This is a genomic window from Labrys wisconsinensis, assembly GCF_030814995.1.
In the GTDB taxonomy this organism is placed as follows: Bacteria; Pseudomonadota; Alphaproteobacteria; order Rhizobiales; family Labraceae; genus Labrys; species Labrys wisconsinensis.
In genome coordinates this window covers 1-16,954 of sequence record NZ_JAUSVX010000031.1, presented here as the reverse complement: position 1 = coordinate 16,954, position 16,954 = coordinate 1, and the positions used below count along the sequence as shown (strand labels likewise).

The window sequence follows — 16,954 nt, the reverse complement described above, 5'->3', positions numbered from 1 at the left end:
CAAAATGACTTGTTCGACTGTTGATCATTCTGATACGGAATAGTCATGGAGTTCCGCACCCTGCGCGCTTTCGTCGAGGTGGTCCGCCAGGGCGGCTTCTCGCAGGCCGCCAAGGTGGTGTTCGCCACGCAATCCACCGTCAGCAAGGCGGTCAGGCAGCTGGAGGACGAGCTCGGCGTCACCCTGCTCGACCGCATCGGCCATCGCAGCCGCCTGACCGTGGCCGGCGAGGTGGTCTTCCGGCGGGCGGTGCGGATGCTGGCCCAGCGCGACGACCTGATGGCCGAGCTGGAGGACCTGCAGGGCCTCAGGCGCGGGACCCTGCGGCTCGGCCTGCCGCCGATCGGCTCCAGCCTCCTGTTCGCGCCGGTGTTCGCGGCCTATCGCAGCCGCCATCCGCGCGTCGACATCCGCTTGGTCGAGCACGGCAGCGATCGGCTGGAGGAGATCCTGCGGGCCGGCGAGATCGATCTCGCCGCCTCGCTGCTGCCGGTCTCGGAGGAGTTCGCCTGGCAGGCGGTGCGGCGCGAGCCGCTGGTGGCGCTGCTGCCCGCGGGCCATGCCCTGGCCGGGCGTGCCGAGATCGCGCTGCCCGACCTCAAGGACGTGCCCTTCGTCCTGTTCGAGACCGGCTTCGCCCTCAACCGCATCCTCCTGGAGGCCTGCCGGCGCCACGGCTTCGAGCCGACGGTGGCGGCCCAGAGCAGCCAGATCGACTTCCTCGTCGAGCTCGCCGCCGCCGGTCTCGGCGTCGCCTTCCTGCCGCGCGTCATCGCCGAGCAGCGATCCGGCCCGGCCGTCGCTCGCGTCCTGCTGGCCGAGCCGCGCACCGATTGGGCGATGGCGGTGGTCTGGCGCCGCGGCGCCTATCTCTCGCGCGCCGCCGAGGCCTGGCTGGCGATCGTCCGCGAGATCCACGCGGCGCGCTGAGCAGGTTCTCCCGAACCTGCTGTCACGGAGATCGCCGGGATTGCCAGGCAAGGGCTCGTTGGGATAATGCCATCAAGAGGCGTCGGCCGTCTGCCAGGCGTCGCCGGATCGTGATTGCGATTGTTGCATGATCAGCCAAGCCAGCATGATGATCAGTCAAGCAGCCTGGTGGGAATGGCTCGCCATCGCCTGGCTCGCGCTCGGCCTCGTCGTCGTTTCCATTGTCGAGATCGAGGCACGGAGGAGCTGGGTCAACCGTCCTCCAGCGCCGGAAAGCTTGCTGTCCTTCCTTGCGATGAGCGCGGTGCTGGTCGTCGCGACACCGTTCATCCTCCTTTACAGCCTTGGCATTTATCTCGCGATGTCGTGGCAGGGGTCCGGTTCGGATGACTGAGCTGCGGTGACGCAGCAGGACCAGGCCGGTCAGCCGAACCGCAGCTGCACCTTCACCGCCCGCGAACGGTCGGCAGCGAGCTCGAAGGCGTTCCGGGCCTGCTCGAAGGGCAGGGTGGCGGTGACGAGCGGCCGGACCTCGATGCGGCCGCGGTTCATCAGCTCCACTGCGAGATCGAACTCGCCGTCGAAGCGGAAGGTGCCGCGGATGTCGAGCTCGCGGGTCACCAGGAGGTTCATCGGCAGCGCGACGTCGCCCCCGAGGCCGAGCTGCACGACGATGCCGCGCGGGCGGATGAGATCGAGCGCGCCGCGCAGCGCCGCGGCATTGCCGGAGGCCTCGAACAGCACGTCGAACGGCCCGGCCGCCTCGGCGTCGGCCGCGAGGGCGCCGGGATCGGCGCCGACGTTCAGCGCCTGGTCGGCGCCGGCCCGGCGCGCCGCCTCCAGGGCGAAGTCCTGCACGTCGGTGGCGGTCACGCTCGTGGCGCCGGCGTGCCGGGCCGCAGCGACGGCGAGCGCGCCGATCGGCCCGCATCCCGTCACCAGCACGCGCCGGCCGGTCAGCGGGCCGGCGCGCTGCACGGCATGCAGGCAGACCGCCAGCGGCTCGGCCATGGCCGCCTCGGCCATCGACACCGAAGCGGCGATCGGCACCGCCTGCGCCTCACCGACCACCAGGCTCTCGCGAAAGCCGCCCTGGACGTGGGAAAGCACATGGCGCTGCCGAGGAAGCGCATGTCGCGGCAATGGTTGTGCAGGCCCTCCCGGCAGGCGCGGCATTGGCCGCAGGCCCGGCTCGGGTTGACGGCGACGCGGGTGCCGACCGCAACCGCCGAGACCTCGGCGCCGACGCGCGTCACGGTGCCGGCGATCTCGTGGCCGAGCACCATCGGCTGGCGCAGCCGGATCGTGCCCGTGCCGCCGTGGTTGTAGTAGTGCAGGTCCGAGCCGCAGATGCCGCCCGCCTCGATCCGCACCTCGACGTCGGTGGAGCCGAGCGGCTGATCGGCCACCGTCTCGATGCGAAGGTCCTTGGGCGCGTGGACGACGACGCCGCGCATGATGTGTCTCCCGAAGCTGCCTTGGTCAGAGGACGGCGAGCATGCCGCCGTCGACATAGATGATCTGGCCGTTGACATAGGCCGAGGCCGGCGAGGCGAGATAGACCGCCGTGCCGACCAGGTCCTCCGGCGTGCCCCAGCGCCCGGAGGGCGTGCGCCGCTTCACCCAGGCGTCGAAGGCCTCGTCCTCGATCAGCGCCCCGTTCATCTCGGTCAGCATGTAGCCGGGGCCGATGGCGTTGGCCTGGATGTCGTGCACGGCCCATTCCGCCGCCATGGAGCGGGTGAGCAGCTTGAGCCCGCCCTTGGCCGCGGTGTAGGGCGCTACGGTGGCGCGGGCGACCTCGCTGGTGAGCGAGCCGATATTGATCACCTTGCCGCCGCGGCCGCGCGCGATCATGCGGCGCGCCGCCTCGCGCCCGACCAGGAAGGCGCTGGTGAGGTTGGTGTCGACGACCCGCCGCCAGTCCGCCGCGGTAAGCTCGACCAGCGGCTTGCGGAGCTGGATGCCGGCATTGTTGACCAGGATGTCGACGGCGATGCCTGCTGTATCCAGCCTTTCGAAGGCGGCCTCCACCGCGGCCTCGTCGGTGACGTCGAAGGCGCTGGCCGAGGCCGGCAGCCCGGCTTCGGCGAACCCGGCCCGTGCGGCCTCGGTGCGGCCGGGATCGCGGCCGTTGAGGACGACATGGGCACCGGCCTCGGCGAGGCCGCGGGCGATGGCCAGGCCCAGCCCGGCGGTCGAGCCGGTCACCAGGGCGGTGCGGCCGGAGAGATCGAACAGGGACGGCATGGCTCAGGCCTCGCTGCGCCGCACGATCAGGTCGGAGCGCTCGAACACCGCCGGGAGCAGGTCGGTGCCGAGGCCCGGCCCCTCCATGGGGTAGACGTAGCCGTCGCGGATGTCGGGCACTTCGGTGACGAGCTCCTTGTACCAGCCGGTGTAGAAGGCCCGCACCGATTCCTGGATCAGGGTGTTGGGCTGGCTGAACGAGGCGTGGACCGCCGCGGCGAAGGCGACCGGGCCGGTGCAGTCGTGCGGGGCGAAGGGCTTGTGATGGGTCTCGCCCAGCGCCGCGATCTTGCGGGCCTCGGTGAGGCCGCCGGTCCAGGCGACGTCGACCATGACGATGCCGATGGCATCGCGGTCGAGCATCTCCTTGTAAGCCCAGCGCGAGCCCAGCGTCTCGCTGGCGCAGACGGGGACAGGGGTCGAGCGGGCATATTCGGCCAGCGCCTGGCTGGAGTTCATGCGGATGGGGTCCTCGAACCAGGTCGGCGCATAGGGCTCGAGCGCCTTGGCGATGCGCCTGGCCGTCGGCAGGTTCCACAGCGAGTGGAACTCGACCATGATGTCCATGCGGTCGCCGACGCGCTGGCGGATCAGCTCGAAGGGGCGCAGCGCCTCCTTCAGCTGGGCGGCCGAGATGTCGAGGCCGCCGGTGGCGCGCGCCGCGGGGTCGAAGGGCCAGATCTTCATGGCGCCGATGCCGCTCTCCAGGAGGGTCTCGGCCAGGGCGCCGGCATCGGTGGTGAAGGCCCTGAGGTCCTCGTAGGGCCCGTCAGCGCCGATGTTCCAGGTGTTGACCGGGCGGATATCGCGGTTGCGGACATATTGATAGCCGGCGCAGGTGTTGTAGACGCGCAGCCTGTCGAAGCACTGGCCGCCGAGCAGCTGGTGCACCGGCTGGCCCATCGCCTTGCCGAAGAGGTCCCACAGGGCGATGTCGATCGCCGAGGCGGCGCGGTATTCGGCTCCGGTGCTCGACTGGGCCAGCGGCAGGTCGACCATCTCCTTGTGGATGGCCTCGATGCGCAGGGGATCGCGCCCGAGGAGCCGGGCCGCCAGCGTGTCGTGGATATGCGCGGCCACGGCGCCGGCGCCGTAGAAGGTCTCGCCGAGCCCGATCAGCCCGGCATCGGTGTGGACGCGGACCCACAGGACGTTCTCGAACTCGCGGGCGCAGAGGGTCTCGATGGCGGTGATCTTCATCATGCTCTCGGTGTGGTGGTCTTGATCGGCATCCCGTCAGTTGACGCCCGCGTTGAGCAGGACCTTGACGGTCAGGTCGAAATGGTCGGCCATCGCCGTCTCGGCGCCGCGCACGTCGCGCGCGACGATGGCGGCGGCGATCAGGGCATGGCCGTCGACGCTCTGGTGGCGGCCCGCGTCGCTGGGCCGGCTGGCCCAGCCGATCGACCAGGTCTGGCGCGTCACGACGCGGAAGGCGCCGACGAGCAGGACGAAGAGCGGGTTGCGCGAGGCGCGGGCGATCGCCTCATGGAAGGCGATGTCGAGCTCCATCACCCGCTCGGGCTGCGCGAAGCTCGTGCGCATCTCGGCGGCGATCCCGTCGATCTCCCGGGCTTCCCGGTCGGTCCGTCGCAACGCCGCCAGCGCCACGGTCCTGAGCTCGATGGTGCGGCGCACGTCGAGGATCTGCTGGACCGTCACCTGCCTGGTGCGCACGGCATGGTCGATCATGAAGCTGACCACGCTCTCGTCCGCCGGCGCGACCTTGGCGCGGCGGCCATTGCCGACGTCGATGAGCTTCAGCGCCGACATCGCGCGGAAGGCCTCGCGTGCCACGGCCCGTGAGACGCCGGTGCGCTCGGCGAAGCTGGACTCGCTCGGAATGACCGCGCCGGGCCCGAGCTCGTTGTCGCGGATGAAGGCGTTGACCTCGTCCATCACCCGTCCGACCAGCCCGCCCGCCGGCGTCGCGCTCTCGTCCACCTCAAATCTCCCGGCAAACCTATCTGATAGGTTACGTGCTCAAATCGTTAAATTCCTCTATTGCCTATTTGTCAATCCGCACATAGTCGTATAGCAGCTGACGAGAGGCGCTCGGGTTCGCCGGGTGTCCGGGCAGGCGCCGGGGTCCCGCGAGGCCCGGAGGAGGCGTGGGATGATCGGCATGAAGCCGGCGGCTGCGATGGTGCGCTATCCCGTCTGGGCGGCGGTGCTGCTGCTCTATGCCATTGCCGCGGCGGTTTCGCCGGCCATGCTCAAGCCCGACCAGGTGCTGAACATCCTGCAGGTCACCGCCTTCCTCGGCCTCGCCGCCACGGGCCAGACCATCGCGCTGCTGGTCGGCGGCATCGACCTGTCGATCGCCGGCGTGGTCACCACGACCAACATCGTGGCGACCAGCCTCATGCTCGGCCAGAACGGCAACATTCCCGCCGCGCTCGCCTGCTGCCTGGCGCTCGGCATCGCCGTCGGCCTCGTCAACGGCGTCCTGGTCGCGGTGCTGCGCGTCGCGCCGATCATCGCCACCCTGGCGATAAACTCGATCCTGTTCGGGGCGGCGCTGGTCTATACCGGCGGGGCGCCGCGCGGCGCCTCGGCGCCCGGCTTCAACGCCGTCGGCCAGGGCTCCGTCCTTGGCCTGCCGGCGAGCGCCCTGTGCTGGATCGCGGTCGCGCTCGCCGTCGCCTTCGTGCTGCGCCGCACCACCTTCGGGCGCTGGCTCTATGCCGTCGGCGCCAACGAGACCGCGGCGCGGCTGATGGGCGTGCCGACCCGGGCCGTGCTGGTCGCCGCCTATACCCTGAGCGCGGTCCTGGCGGTGCTGGCCGGCCTGCTCGTCACCGCCTATGTCGGCAATCCGAGCCTGGGCATCGGCAACCAGTTCCTCCTGACCTCGGTGGTCGCCGCGGTCGTCGGCGGCACCGCGCTCACCGGCGGCATCGGCAGCGTCGTCACCACGCTCGCCGGCGCGCTGTTCGTCACCGAGCTCAACAGCTTCACCAACATCGCCCAGGCTTCGACCGGAGCCCAATACGTCATCCAGGGCATCCTGATCGCCGTCAGCGTCGTCGTCTACCGACTGCTGGCCGAGCGGGCCGCCAGCCAGGAGCCGCCGCAAGGCCAACGAGGGAGGAAGGACGCATGACGCAGACAATCGACCGCCGCCGGGCGCTGCAGCTGGGGCTCGGGGCCGGCCTCGCCGGGCTGCTCGGGACGACGGCCCGCCCGGCTTTCGCCGACGCGGTCAGCGAGGCCAGGATCGAGGGGTCATCGGAGATGGCCCAGCCGGTGACCAAGTCCGGCAAGCTGCGCATCGGCTTCTCCAACGGCTTCTCCGGCAACACCTGGCGCACGGAGTGCCTGACCTCGATGCAGAACGAGGCTGCCGCCAACGCCGACAAATATGAGCTGATCGTCGTCGACGGCCAGGGCGACATCACCAAGCAGGTCAACGACATCGAGGACCTGATCACCCAGAGCGTCGACGCCCTGCTGGTCATCCCCAATTCCGGCACCGCCGTGGTGCCGGCCCTGCGCAAGGCGACCCGCGCCGGCATCGTCACCGTGCCCTTCAACCTGCCGGTGGAGGGCGAGAACTGGACGGCCTTCATCGGCACGGATCCGAAGAAGAAGGGTGCCATCCTCGGCCAGCGCCTGAACGAGGCGCTGGGCGGCAAGGGCAAGATCGTCGCGCTCGGCGGCCTGCCCGGCAATTCCTACACCGCCCAGTGCTGGGAGGGCGCCAAGCCGATGCTGGGAGCCGGCATCGAGGTGCTGGCCTTCAAGGATGCCTATTGGGAGGAGGACCGCGCCAAGGTGGTGATGGCCGACCTCATCGCCGCCTATCCCCAGATCGACGGCATCTGGGCCGACGGGGCGCAGATGGCGGCCGGCGCGCTCAAGGCGCTGATCGCGGCGGGCCGGCCGCTCGTGCCGGTCTCCGGCGACGATTATAACGGCCTGCTCAAGCTCTACGACGCCCATAAGGACAAGGCGCCGAACTTCAAGATCGGCCTGGTGTCCGAGCCGTCCTGGGAGGGCGTGGTGGCGCTCAGGACCGCGGTGAAGCTGCTGGGCGGCGAGGCGGTGCCCAAGCGCCAGATCATCGATCCCACCGTCATCGACGGCAGCAACTACCAGAAATACATCAAGAAGGACCTGCCGGACGGCGTCTTCGTCGACACCCTCCTCACCGACGAGCAGCTCAAGAAGCTCTTCGGCTGAGCCTCCCGCCGCCGGGGCCCCGCGATCATCAGGACCCTCTTGCATGAATCCAGTCGCCCCGGCTGCGCTCGGAACCTATGCGCTCGAACTCAAGGGCATCGACAAGTCCTTCCCCGGCGTGCGCGCCCTGAAGGGCGCCTCCTTCGCCTGCCTGCCGGGCGAGGTGCATGCGCTCATGGGCGAGAACGGCGCCGGCAAGTCGACCCTGATGCGCATCATCGCCGGCGTCTGGAAGCCGGACGCCGGCGGGATCCTGGTCGGCGGCAAGCCCGTGCGCATCACCGGCCCGCGCCACGCCCAGGATCTCGGCATCGCCATGGTCTATCAGGACACGCGCCTGGTGCCCGACCTCGACGTCGCCCAGAACATCTGGCTGGGGCGCGAGCCCGGCGGCCCGGCCTTCGTCGACCGGCGCGCCATGGAAGGCCGCGCCCGGGCGATCCTCGACCGTCTCGGCTTCCCCCTCGACCTCGCCCGACCCCTGCGCGAGCTGACCGTTGCCGAGCGGCAGATCGTCGAGATCGCCCGGGCCCTCACCACCGATCCCGCCGTGCTGATCCTGGACGAGCCGACCTCGGCTCTCGACGCCGCCGAGATCCAGCACCTGTTCGCCATCGTCCGGCAGCTCGCCGCCGCCGGCACGGCGGTGATCTTCATCTCGCATCGCCTGCCCGAGGTCTTCGCCATCGCCGATCGCATCACCGTGCTCAAGGACGGCGAGGTGGTCGGGACCGTGCCGCGCGAGGCGGTCGACCATGACCGGCTGGTGGCAATGATGGTCGGGCGCGAGCTGGCGCTGGCCTATCCGCCGCGGGCCGCGGAGCTCGGGGCCGTGCGCCTCGCGGCAACGGATTTCGCCAGCCCCGGCCGCTTCGAGGATGTCGGCTTCGCCGTGCGCGCCGGGGAGATCCTCGGCCTCGGCGGCATTCAGGGCAATGGCCAGGGCGACGTCGCCCGGGCTCTGTTCGGCCTCTTGCCGCGGCAGGGCCAGGTGATACTGGACGGGGCGCCGGCGCGGATCGGCTCGCCGGCGGCGGCCATCCGCGCCGGCATCGTCTATGTCCCCGGCGAGCGGCATCGCGACGGGCTGTTCATGCCGCATTCCATCCGCGAGAACATCGCCCTGCCGCACCTGCGGTCCTGGGCGGGGCTCGGCGTGGTGCCGGCATCCCGCGAACGCGCCGTCGTCGCCGGGGCGATGGAGCGGTTCGCGGTCAAGGCATCCTCGGCCGAGCAGGCGGTGGCCACGCTCTCCGGCGGCAATCAGCAGAAGGTCGTGCTCGGCCGCTGGACCGTGGGCGAGCCCGGCATCTACATCTTCGAGAATCCGACGCGCGGCGTCGACGTCGCCACCAAGCTGGAGATCTACCGGCGCATCCGAGGCCTCGCCGAGGCCGGCGCCGCGGTCCTGCTGGTTTCCTCCGACCTCCTTGAGCTGATCGGCCTCAGCGACCGCATCCTGGTGTTCTCGCGCGGGCGGATCGTCGACGAGGTTCGCGGCGCGGACGCCACCGAGGAGCGCATCGTCGGCAGCGCCGTGGAGGCGGGCGGCAGGCATGCCGGCGCGCTCGCCGATGCCGGCCGGGCCGCGAGCGAGAGCCGGGGCCGCTCCTGGCCCGTGGCGTCGCGCTATGGCGGGGCCGCCCTGCTGCTCCTGCTCGTCGCCATCCTGTGCGCGGTGGCGGCTCAGATCTCCGGCTTCTTCCTGAGCCCGGCCAACCTCGCCAACATCGCCAGCCAGGTCGCGCCGCTGGCCCTGGTGGCGCTGGGCCAGCTCTGCGTCGTCCTGATCGGCGGCATCGACCTGTCGGTGGGGCCCCTGATCAGCCTGGTCACGGCTGTGGTCTCCACCGTCGCGGTCGAGGAGGGCGGCGGCGGCGTGGTGCTGGCGGTCCTGGCGGGACTTGCGGCCGGCGCCCTGGTCGGGCTGACCAATGCGCTCTTGATCGTGCGGCTGCGCATCCCCGACCTGATCGCCACGCTCGCCACCTATTCCGTCGCCTTCGGCCTGGCGCTCATCGTCCGCCCGAGTCCTGGCGGCCTGGTCAGCGAATCCTTCCTCGACGCCTTCACCGGCCAGGCCGGGCCGGTGCCGATCGCCGCCCTGGCCGTGGTGGCGCTGTTCGCGGTCGCCGAGGCGATGCTGCTTCGCGGCCGTCTCGGGCAGCGCCTCTATGCCGTGGGCTCCAGCGCCGAAGCCGCACGGGTTGTCGGCATCGACACGGGCCGGGTGCGGGCGCTCGCCTATGTCTTCTGCGCGCTCTGCGCCGCGGCGGCCGGCCTACTCGTCACCGCCCGGATCGGCAGCGGCGACCCGCAGGCCGGCGCCTCCTTCACCCTCGCCTCGGTCACCGCCGTGGTCGTCGGCGGCGCCAGCGTGTTCGGCGGGCGTGGCACGGCCGTCGGCACGCTGATCGGCGCCGTGGCGGTCGGCGTCATGCAGAACGCCCTCAACCTCATGCACGTCTCGGCCTACTACCAATATGTCTGGACGGGCGGGCTCACCCTGCTGGCGGTGGCCGGCTATTCCCTGCGCGCGAGGCGGCGGCCGCGATGACGGAGACGAGGGGCGACGTCGCCTGCGCGGTCGAGCCGCGCACCGGCAATCGGCTGTGGTGCCCGGCCCGATTCCGGTGCTAGAACGCCGCTCGCACGATCCCGATGCGCCGGGCCTCGACATCGAGGTCGACGAAGCCGAATGTGCGAAGCCCTCCTTCGCCCCGGAGATCCTGCCTGTCCGGAACGCCGCGCTCGAAGGCGGCACCGTCTTCGCGTGACGGGCCCCCCGCCCGATGGCGCCGGTGCAAGCGTTTGAATGTCTCGAGGTTTGACAAGGAAGAACAAGATGCCTGTCGCGGCGAGCAGCCAAGCGGCCATGGACGGCGCCGTGCGCCATCTGGTCAGCAAGTACAATCCCAAGGGCAACCGGATCGGCTGGCTGATGATGGCCTCGATCCTGGTCGAGGCCTGGGATCTCTATTCCATTGCTTTCGTGCTGATCTTCATCAAGCAGCAGTTCAATCCGGATCCGCTGCTCCTCGGCCTCGCCGCGGCCGGCACCCAGGGCGGTGCGCTGATCGGCGCGCTGATCGGCGGCTGGCTGGCCGACCGGATCGGCCGGCGCGTCATGTTCCTGGCCACCATGATCCTGTTCATCGTGCTCGCCCTGACCCAGGCCTTCGTGCCGAGCGTCGAGTGGCTGGTGGTGGTGCGCCTCCTGCTCGGGGTGCCGCTCGGCTCCGACATCTCCAACGGCTACACCTACATCATGGAATCCATGCCCAAGGGCGAGCGCGAGGTCATGGGCAACCGCTGGCAGTTCATGTTCGCCATCGGCCAGGTGCTGACGCTCGCGGTGGTGGCGATCTTCCTGGTGACCCAGCTCGACCCCGAGCTGATCTGGCGCGTGACGCTCGGCCTCGGCGCCCTGCCGGCGCTGATCATCCTGGTGATGCGCCACGACCTGCCGGAGACGGCGGTCTGGCTGATCCGCCGCGGCCGGTTCCGCGAGGCCAAGCAGGTGTCCAAGGGCATGTTCGGCGACAATCTCGACATGCTGCCGGACCAGGACGTGGAGGTGCCGCACCCGAGCGCGACCGAGTTCCTGGCCGACACCCGCAAGGATCCGATCCGCTGGCGTGCCACGATCTATGGCTGGATCGCCTGCTTCTGCCAAGGCAGCGAGTTCTCCACCTTCGCCTTCTACCTGCCGGTCCTGTTCGTCATGGTCGGGGTCAGCTCGGTCCTGGGCACCAATCTCGTCACCATGGCGCTCTACGTCATCGCCGCCATCTCCGGCTGGGTCGGACCGTTGCTGACGCCGAAGATCGGCCAGCGCGGCATCTCGATCGCGGGCTTCGCCATCGTGCTCGTGTCGCTGCTGGTCGCGGGCTGGGCGCTCCATACCGGCCACACCGCGCTCCTGCCCTTCGCGGCGGCGGCCATGCTCTGGGGCCACTACTGGGATGCCTCGAACTGCATGACCATCCCGACCGTGGTCGCCAGGCCGCAATATCGCGGCACCGCCAGCGGCTTTGCCTATATCTTCGTGAAGCTGCCGTCCTTCCTGGCGATCTTCCTGTTTCCGAAGGTGTTCGAGACGATCGGCCAGGCCAATGCGACGCTCAGCGTCGCCATCTTCCCGCTCGTCGGCCTCCTGGCGGCGATCTTCATCCTGCCGGAGATCTACGGCTACGAGCAGGACTGAAGCCGGCGCGGCGGGCGCCCCGTCCGCCGCCCGTCGATGAACGTGAAACAAAAGCCGCGTTCAGGCGTTGTTCAGGCAAGTCTCGATAGATTTCCATCAGTACTTTCGAGTTGTGCATTGCACGATCCGATCGAAAGTCGTGAGGCATGGAGTGGATTATGCGTTTGAGATCGTTGATCTTCGCTGTCGCGGCCACCGTCGGCGCGGGCTTGTTCGTGGCTGCTCCGGCTTCCGCGATGCCCGTCCAGTCGTCGATCACCGCGGATGCGCCGATTTCCGTCGAGAAGGTCGGGTATTACGGCGACGGCAATTATTACCATCATCGGCGCTACGGCCGGCCCTATCACTCGCCGTCCTATATCTATCGCGAGCGCCACGGGCTGCATTCGCCGGAATATCTGCGTGACACCTATCGCCGCCACTATGCGCCGTGGGACGGCCGCTACAGCCACTATCGGCACTATCATCGCTACCGGCCCTATTACTGACGGACGCGAACGGGCGGGCCGTCGCGACGGCCCGCCCGTTCCGCATGACGACCGCCCGCCGCACGAGCGCATCACATTGCGGTGAAGGCGAAACCGACACCCCTGTTCCTGCGAAACTCTCCTGCAAGCGACGATGCGTCCCGACCGCGTCGCGCTGGACCGAATGCAGGAGGCAGGCGTGCGCAGCATCGCAGGGACGGCCCGGCCGGGCAGGCTGCTGATCCATCGACATTCCCTGCCGGTGCGCCTGACGCACTGGCTCAACGTGATCTGCCTCGGCTTTCTGCTGCTCAGCGGCCTGCAGATCTTCAACGCCCACCCCGCGCTCTACTGGGGCCAGTACGGCGCCGACGCCGACACGCCCTTCATCGCCATCGGCGCCGATGACAGCGGTGACGACATCAAGGGCGTCACGCGGATCGGCGGCTTCAGCCTGACCACGACCGGCGTCCTCGGCGCCTCGGATGTCGACGGAGAGCTGACGGCGCGCGCCTTCCCCGCCTGGCTGACCATCCCGAGCTATCAGGACCTGGCGACGGGACGGCGCTGGCACTTCTTCTTCGCCTGGCTGTTCGTGCTCAACGGCCTCACCTATCTCGTCTACGGGCTGGTGGGCGGGCATTTCCGCCGTGACCTCGCGCCGAGCGCCGACCAGCTGGCGCCGCGCCACATCCTGCACGAGATCGCCGACCATGCGCGGCTGCGCTTTGCCAAGGGCGAGGCGGCGCGGCGCTACAACGTGCTGCAGAAGCTCGCCTATCTCGCCGTGATCTTCGGGCTGCTGCCGCTGATGGTGGCGACCGGCCTCACCATGTCGCCGGGGATCGATGCGGCCGCGCCCTGGCTGCTCGACGTCTTCGGCGGGCGCCAGTCGGCCCGCACCATCCATTTCCTCACCGCTTCGACGCTGGTCCTGTTCGTCGCCGTCCACCTCGCCATGGTGCTGGCCTCGGGGCTGTGGAACAACCTGCGCTCGATGATCACCGGCCGCTACGCCATCGCGACCGACGAGCCTGCCAGCCCGGGAGCCCGGCCATGAGCGCGATCCTCACCCGCCGCCGCCTGCTCGCCGGCGCGGCGCTCGCCGCCGGTGGCATCGGCCTCGCCGCCTGCGATCCCTTCGGCCAGGGCGCCGGCGTCACCGACGTGCTGGCCAGGGCGGAGACGCTGACCATTTGGGCGCAGCGGCTGCTGCTCTCGAACGGCGCGCTGGCACGGGAATTCACCGAGGCCGACCTCTCGCCGGTGTTCCGCTCCAACGGCACGGCCAAGCCCGACAGCGAGGACTATGCCCGGCTCCTGGAGACGAAGTTCGCCGATTGGCGCCTCACGGTCGACGGGCTGGTCGCCCGCAAGCTCAGCCTGTCGCTCGACGATCTCAAGAAGCTGCCTGCGCGCACCCAGATCACCCGGCACGACTGCGTCGAGGGTTGGAGCGCCATCGGCAAATGGACGGGCGTGCCGCTCGGCCTGGTGCTGCAGGCCGCGGGCCTGGCGCCGCAGGCCCGCTATGCCGTGTTCCATTGCGCCGACGATCTCGAGCAGTCGCTCGACGGCAGCGGCCGCTATTACGAGAGCGTCGACCTCATCGACGCCTTCCATCCCCAGACCATCCTCGCCTACGCGATGAACGGCCAGCCGCTGCCGGTCGATCACGGCGCGCCGCTGCGCCTCAGGGTCGAGCGGCAGCTCGGCTACAAGCAGGCCAAATATGTGATGCGGATCGAGATCGTCGACAGCTTCGCCGCGATCGCCGGCGGCAAGGGCGGCTTCTGGGAGGACCGCGGCTATGAATGGTACGCGGGCATCTGATCCGTCCAGCCTGCGCCGGCGCGCCTGCGTGCCGCGCATGCCCGCTCGTGCGGGCGATCTTTACCCTGAGGCCAAAGGAGCCGTCCCATGTCGCTGATGCTCGGATTGCCGGGTGCCGGAGCCGCCCGCCGGACCATGCTTGCCGGAGGGGCGGCGCTTTGCGCCGCGTCCCTCGCCGCCCTGCTGCTTCACGCGGCCCCTGCTGCGGCGGAAAGCGCGGTGACCATCCCGTCGCCGGCCGTCGACGAGGCCGCGCATGGCCATGTCGAGACTGCGGTCCTTGCCGGCGGCTGCTTCTGGGGCGTGCAGGGCGTGTTCCAGCACGTGCGCGGCGTCAGCGCGGCCGTATCGGGCTATGCCGGCGGAGCCAAGGAGACGGCGCAGTACGAGACGGTGAGCGGCGGGGATACCGGCCATGCCGAATCGGTGAAGATCACCTTCGATCCCGGCCAGGTCAGCTATGGCAAGCTGCTGCAGGTCTATTTCTCCGTGGTGCACGATCCCACCGAGCTCAACCGCCAGGGGCCCGACAGCGGCACCCAGTACCGCTCGGCGATCTTCCCCGCCAATGCCGAGCAGCGGCGCGTGGCCGAGAGCTACATCGCCCAGCTGAACCAGGCCGGCGTCTTCTCCGGGCCGATCGTCACCCGGATCGAGCCCTTGAAGGGCTTCTATGCCGCCGAGGCCTATCACCAGGACTTCCTGGCCCGGCATCCCGACCACCCCTATATCATGATCAACGACCTGCCGAAGGTGGAGGCGCTGAAGGGGACGTTCCCGGGCCTCTATCGCGATGCGCCGGTGCTGGTGGCGAAGGCGGGAGGCTGAGCGAAGGAGGGGCCGGCGCCGGGGCGGCCTCTCGTGGCTTTAGCCACGACTTGATTTTGCATTTTCATGCAGAATCGAGGCTGCTCGGACTGCCACGTGGAAGCAGGTTCGGGAGAACCTGCCCGGGCTTGGCGGCGTTTGACTTCATGCCGCCCATCCCCCAGACAGCGCCGGTCTCAACTTTCGAGGGTTCCTTCATGATCAAGCGTCTCAACCCCGGCAAGCGCTTCGCGCAGGCCGTGGTCGCCAATGGCATCGTCACCACCGCCGGCATCACCGCGGCCGACACGTCCGGACACGTCAAGGCGCAGACCCGCGACATCCTCGCCCAGATCGACGCGCTGCTGGCCCAGGCCGGCACCTCCAAGGCCAAGCTCATCACCACCAGCATCTGGCTGCGCGATATCGCCTCCTTCAGCGCCATGAACGAGGTGTGGGACGCCTGGGTCGACCCGGACAACCTGCCGGTCCGGGCCACGGTGGAAGCCCGGCTCGCCCTGCCGGAGCTGCTGGTCGAAATTCAGGTCACTGCCAGCCTGTAAGGCAAAGCTCTGCAAAATCCTTAAGCGGCCTGCCGCAAATCCATGCAGTCTCTGCATGGCGGACATTCCGGCCCGTCGGTGCGATTTTGCACAAAAACGCGCCGTTTCAAGCTATATACACGGGCAACCAAACGTTTTCGTAGCAAGGAATGTCCGCCATGGCCCTCACCGCTCTGTTCTCCACGCTCTTCGCTCGCATTTCGGCCTATCGCGCCTATCGCCAGACCTACAAGGCTCTGTCGGCGCTTGATGACCGCGAGCTCTACGACCTCGGTATCTTCCGTGGCCGTATCGATGAAATCGCGCGCGGCGCCGCTTCGCGCTGAGCGCGCCGTCCGCTTCAGGAAAGTCCGGCCGTCGGGGCTCGCCCCCGGCGGCTTTTTTCTGGGCAAGGCTCAGGCATTGCCGATGAAGATGCCGGTGAGCAGCACCAGGATGCCGCCGAGCACCACCTGGACGATGGCCGAGGTGAACGGCGTCTCCATGTAGCGCCAGCGGATCCAGGCGATGGCGGCGAGCTCCAGCGCCACGATCACCGCGGCCGTCGCCGTGGCGGTCCAGAAGTCGCTGATGAGATAGGGCAGGGTATGCCCGAGGCCGCCGAGCGCCGTCATCACCCCGCAGGCGATGCCGCGCGTCAGAGGGTTGCCGCGGCCGGTGATGGCGCCATCGTCGGAGAGCGCCTCGGTCAGGCCCATGCTGATGCCGGCGCCGATCGAGGCGGCGAGGCCGACCCGGAAGGCGTCCCAGGAGTTCTGCGTGGCGAAGGCGGCGGCGAAGATCGGGGCGAGAGTCGAGATCGAGCCGTCGATCAGCCCGGCCAGCCCGGGCTGCACGATCTGCAGCACGAAGAGGCGCCGCGCGGTCTCGTGCTCCTCGGCGCGGACCGTGCCGGGGACGAGCGTCTCCTCGAGCTCGCTGGCCAGGCTCTCGTGCTTGCGCTCGGTCTCGGCGAGGTCGGAGAGCAGCTTGCGAATGTCGACGTCGCGCGCCCGCTCGGCCGCCTTGGCATAGAAGCTCGCCGCCTCCAGCTCCATGATCTCCGCCTGGTGGCGCACTGCGTCGATGCGCAGCGTGTCGAGCAGCCAGATCGGGTTGCGCTTGAGGAACCCCTTGACGTCCTGGCGGGTGACGTAGGGCAGGACCGGGCCGTACTTGCGGGTGTGAAGCTCCAGCAGGCTGTGGCGGTGGCCCTGCTCCTCCTCGGCCATGCGCTCGAACAGCGCGGCGGAGGCGGGATAGTCGGTGCGCAGGCGCTGGGCGAACTGGAGGTAGATGCGCGCATCCTCCTCCTCGTTGGAGACGGCGAGCGCCAGGATTTCCGCTTCGGTCAGGTCGGTGAACCGCTTCATGGGTGCATTCTTTAGAATATATCTAAACTGCGCATTCCATAGCGGCGGCAAGGCTCCGTGTCCAGAGCGCTTGCTGCCGGGTGGCTGACGCCGTCAGGCCACGATCCGCTATGGCGCTGTTGAGGGCGCACCCCCCGGGGCGGCTTCGCTACCATCCAGCTACACCATCACCGGGGATGCGACCTCAGCGCCTGGTGTGCGGCGGAGACTGGCAGAAGGCTCGGCGCCCCCCCCCACGATGAATAGGTGTTCGGTCGCTCCGGGCATCTGCCTACAATTTGGGGTTGTCACGATACTGTCGCTGACCTAACGTCAGATCAGATTCGCCGGAAGATCCCGGCGTGGGCTCGGGGGAGCTTC

Annotated in this window: 17 protein-coding genes and 1 pseudogene; 13 read left to right on the top strand and 5 right to left on the bottom strand. The window is 69.3% G+C overall.

Annotated features, from left to right (window positions below):
* Positions 1 to 45: 45 nt before the first annotated feature.
* Together QO011_RS40915 and QO011_RS40910 are read left to right on the top strand one after the other, a co-directional pair.
* Entirely contained in the window at positions 46 to 930 is an 885-nt protein-coding gene (locus QO011_RS40915) for a LysR family transcriptional regulator (protein WP_307286051.1), read from the top strand.
* Between the two features lie 127 nt (positions 931 to 1,057).
* Complete coding sequence (locus QO011_RS40910; RefSeq protein WP_307286048.1) at positions 1,058 to 1,324, top strand: hypothetical protein; 267 nt, start codon at positions 1,058 to 1,060, stop codon at positions 1,322 to 1,324.
* Positions 1,325 to 1,353: 29 nt separating this feature from the next.
* On the opposite strand, the pseudogene QO011_RS40905 reads toward QO011_RS40910, so the two are convergent.
* From QO011_RS40905 to QO011_RS40890, 4 genes and pseudogenes are all read right to left on the bottom strand, one after another.
* Positions 1,354 to 2,387, bottom strand: a pseudogene (locus tag QO011_RS40905) (L-idonate 5-dehydrogenase).
* 25 nt (positions 2,388 to 2,412) lie between these two features.
* Positions 2,413 to 3,180 (bottom strand): SDR family oxidoreductase, encoded by a 768-nt coding sequence (locus QO011_RS40900; protein ID WP_307286046.1) that lies wholly within the window; start codon positions 3,178 to 3,180, stop codon positions 2,413 to 2,415.
* Between the two features lie 3 nt (positions 3,181 to 3,183).
* Entirely contained in the window at positions 3,184 to 4,380 is a 1,197-nt protein-coding gene (locus QO011_RS40895) for a mandelate racemase/muconate lactonizing enzyme family protein (protein ID WP_307286043.1), read from the bottom strand.
* Positions 4,381 to 4,416: 36 nt separating this feature from the next.
* Positions 4,417 to 5,079, bottom strand: a complete 663-nt coding sequence (locus QO011_RS40890; protein ID WP_370882080.1) for a FadR/GntR family transcriptional regulator — start codon at positions 5,077 to 5,079, stop codon at positions 4,417 to 4,419.
* A 217-nt stretch (positions 5,080 to 5,296) separates the two neighbouring features.
* Between QO011_RS40890 and QO011_RS40885 the strand changes: the two genes are divergently transcribed.
* The 11 genes from QO011_RS40885 (at position 5,297) to QO011_RS40835 (ending at position 15,568) form a co-directional block, all read left to right on the top strand.
* Positions 5,297 to 6,286, top strand: coding sequence for an ABC transporter permease (locus QO011_RS40885; protein WP_307286037.1), 990 nt, complete (start codon positions 5,297 to 5,299; stop codon positions 6,284 to 6,286).
* Positions 6,283 to 7,365, top strand: coding sequence for an ABC transporter substrate-binding protein (locus tag QO011_RS40880; protein WP_307286035.1), 1,083 nt, complete (start codon positions 6,283 to 6,285; stop codon positions 7,363 to 7,365). The genes QO011_RS40885 and QO011_RS40880 overlap by 4 nt, the downstream gene beginning before the upstream one ends.
* Before the next feature lie 43 nt (positions 7,366 to 7,408).
* Positions 7,409 to 9,922, top strand: a complete 2,514-nt coding sequence (locus tag QO011_RS40875) for an ATP-binding cassette domain-containing protein (protein WP_307286032.1) — start codon at positions 7,409 to 7,411, stop codon at positions 9,920 to 9,922.
* Between the two features lie 55 nt (positions 9,923 to 9,977).
* On the top strand, positions 9,978 to 10,142 hold the full coding sequence (locus tag QO011_RS40870; protein ID WP_307286030.1) for a hypothetical protein: 165 nt from the start codon (positions 9,978 to 9,980) through the stop codon (positions 10,140 to 10,142).
* Positions 10,143 to 10,210: 68 nt separating this feature from the next.
* The gene (locus QO011_RS40865) at positions 10,211 to 11,572 is read left to right on the top strand and encodes an MFS transporter (protein WP_307286027.1); all 1,362 of its coding nucleotides are present in this window, start codon (positions 10,211 to 10,213) and stop codon (positions 11,570 to 11,572) included.
* Positions 11,573 to 11,808: 236 nt separating this feature from the next.
* On the top strand, positions 11,809 to 12,060 hold the full coding sequence (locus tag QO011_RS40860; RefSeq protein ID WP_307286023.1) for a hypothetical protein: 252 nt from the start codon (positions 11,809 to 11,811) through the stop codon (positions 12,058 to 12,060).
* A 178-nt stretch (positions 12,061 to 12,238) separates the two neighbouring features.
* On the top strand, positions 12,239 to 13,099 hold the full coding sequence (locus tag QO011_RS40855; protein ID WP_307286021.1) for a cytochrome b/b6 domain-containing protein: 861 nt from the start codon (positions 12,239 to 12,241) through the stop codon (positions 13,097 to 13,099).
* Complete coding sequence (locus tag QO011_RS40850; protein WP_307286018.1) at positions 13,096 to 13,872, top strand: molybdopterin-binding protein; 777 nt, start codon at positions 13,096 to 13,098, stop codon at positions 13,870 to 13,872. The genes QO011_RS40855 and QO011_RS40850 overlap by 4 nt, the downstream gene beginning before the upstream one ends.
* A gap of 96 nt (positions 13,873 to 13,968) precedes the next feature.
* Positions 13,969 to 14,700, top strand: a complete 732-nt coding sequence (gene msrA, locus QO011_RS40845; RefSeq protein WP_370882079.1) for a peptide-methionine (S)-S-oxide reductase MsrA — start codon at positions 13,969 to 13,971, stop codon at positions 14,698 to 14,700.
* 197 nt (positions 14,701 to 14,897) lie between these two features.
* Complete coding sequence (locus tag QO011_RS40840; RefSeq protein WP_307286010.1) at positions 14,898 to 15,242, top strand: RidA family protein; 345 nt, start codon at positions 14,898 to 14,900, stop codon at positions 15,240 to 15,242.
* Between the two features lie 158 nt (positions 15,243 to 15,400).
* Positions 15,401 to 15,568, top strand: coding sequence for a DUF1127 domain-containing protein (locus tag QO011_RS40835; RefSeq protein ID WP_307286007.1), 168 nt, complete (start codon positions 15,401 to 15,403; stop codon positions 15,566 to 15,568).
* A 69-nt stretch (positions 15,569 to 15,637) separates the two neighbouring features.
* Here QO011_RS40835 and mbfA read toward each other — a convergent pair whose 3' ends face one another.
* A complete protein-coding gene (gene mbfA, locus QO011_RS40830; RefSeq protein WP_307286005.1) occupies positions 15,638 to 16,594 on the bottom strand; it encodes an iron exporter MbfA in 957 nt (318 codons plus the stop codon).
* Positions 16,595 to 16,954: the final 360 nt, after the last annotated feature.

Bases quoted from the DNA above. Each gene is read 5' to 3' on its own strand.
- QO011_RS40900 (WP_307286046.1), bottom strand. From the start codon at position 3,180: ATGCCGTCCCTGTTCGATCTCTCCGGCCGCACCGCCCTGGTGACCGGC.
- QO011_RS40875 (WP_307286032.1), top strand. From the start codon at position 7,409: ATGAATCCAGTCGCCCCGGCTGCGCTCGGAACCTATGCGCTCGAACTC.
- QO011_RS40850 (WP_307286018.1), top strand. From the start codon at position 13,096: ATGAGCGCGATCCTCACCCGCCGCCGCCTGCTCGCCGGCGCGGCGCTC.
- QO011_RS40835 (WP_307286007.1), top strand. From the start codon at position 15,401: ATGGCCCTCACCGCTCTGTTCTCCACGCTCTTCGCTCGCATTTCGGCC.
- QO011_RS40840 (WP_307286010.1), top strand. From the start codon at position 14,898: ATGATCAAGCGTCTCAACCCCGGCAAGCGCTTCGCGCAGGCCGTGGTC.
- msrA (WP_370882079.1), top strand. From the start codon at position 13,969: ATGCTCGGATTGCCGGGTGCCGGAGCCGCCCGCCGGACCATGCTTGCC.
- QO011_RS40865 (WP_307286027.1), top strand. From the start codon at position 10,211: ATGCCTGTCGCGGCGAGCAGCCAAGCGGCCATGGACGGCGCCGTGCGC.
- QO011_RS40880 (WP_307286035.1), top strand. From the start codon at position 6,283: ATGACGCAGACAATCGACCGCCGCCGGGCGCTGCAGCTGGGGCTCGGG.
- QO011_RS40895 (WP_307286043.1), bottom strand. From the start codon at position 4,380: ATGAAGATCACCGCCATCGAGACCCTCTGCGCCCGCGAGTTCGAGAAC.
- QO011_RS40885 (WP_307286037.1), top strand. From the start codon at position 5,297: ATGATCGGCATGAAGCCGGCGGCTGCGATGGTGCGCTATCCCGTCTGG.
- mbfA (WP_307286005.1), bottom strand. From the start codon at position 16,594: ATGAAGCGGTTCACCGACCTGACCGAAGCGGAAATCCTGGCGCTCGCC.
- QO011_RS40860 (WP_307286023.1), top strand. From the start codon at position 11,809: ATGCCCGTCCAGTCGTCGATCACCGCGGATGCGCCGATTTCCGTCGAG.
- QO011_RS40910 (WP_307286048.1), top strand. From the start codon at position 1,058: ATGATCAGCCAAGCCAGCATGATGATCAGTCAAGCAGCCTGGTGGGAA.
- QO011_RS40890 (WP_370882080.1), bottom strand. From the start codon at position 5,079: ATGGACGAGGTCAACGCCTTCATCCGCGACAACGAGCTCGGGCCCGGC.
- QO011_RS40915 (WP_307286051.1), top strand. From the start codon at position 46: ATGGAGTTCCGCACCCTGCGCGCTTTCGTCGAGGTGGTCCGCCAGGGC.